Annotated in this window: 1 protein-coding gene; it reads left to right on the top strand. The window is 56.4% G+C overall.

Going from position 1 to position 447, the window contains the following annotated elements:
* Nucleotides 1-447, top strand: a 447-nt coding sequence (locus tag E1958_RS20650; RefSeq protein WP_424945101.1) for a hypothetical protein, incomplete at both ends; no start/stop codon positions are given.

Below are 447 nucleotides of genomic sequence, written 5' to 3'. Positions count from 1 at the left end.
GCCCTGTCGTCGAACGACATGTGGGCTGCCGTCCTCCAAGAGAAGGACGGGAAGGCGGTGCTCACGACGGCCGATGAGAGCTGTTTCATCGGGAGCACGACTACCGAGAAGCCGCTGAATATGGCTGCCTTCACGGGTGCCAATAACGACACTGGCCTGCAAGATGCAGAGCGGCTGAAGGAAGGCTACATCGAGTTCGTTGTTATGGGCTATGCGGAGCCAACCACCGGTATCGGTAAGGCCATCGAGGATGTCAAGTCTACTCGCAATTGCAGCGCGGTGCGTGATGCATTCAGCGAAGCCAAGATCAAGGATACTGCCAAGCAATTTGGTGAGCCTATCAATGCGCTCAAGTTCAACTTCCGCTTTATCAATCCCAAGCGCGGCATCGAGGCCGGCGGTCAGGCGGTCACCTGGGCCAATTTCTTTAACCACGTCAGTGATCCA

It is taken from the genome of Candidatus Thiosymbion oneisti (genome assembly GCF_004359955.1).
GTDB classification, from domain to species: Bacteria; Pseudomonadota; Gammaproteobacteria; order Chromatiales; family Chromatiaceae; genus Thiosymbion; species Thiosymbion oneisti.
The sequence above is the reverse complement of the archived record's forward strand: the minus strand, read 5'-3'. Positions and strand labels throughout refer to the sequence as shown.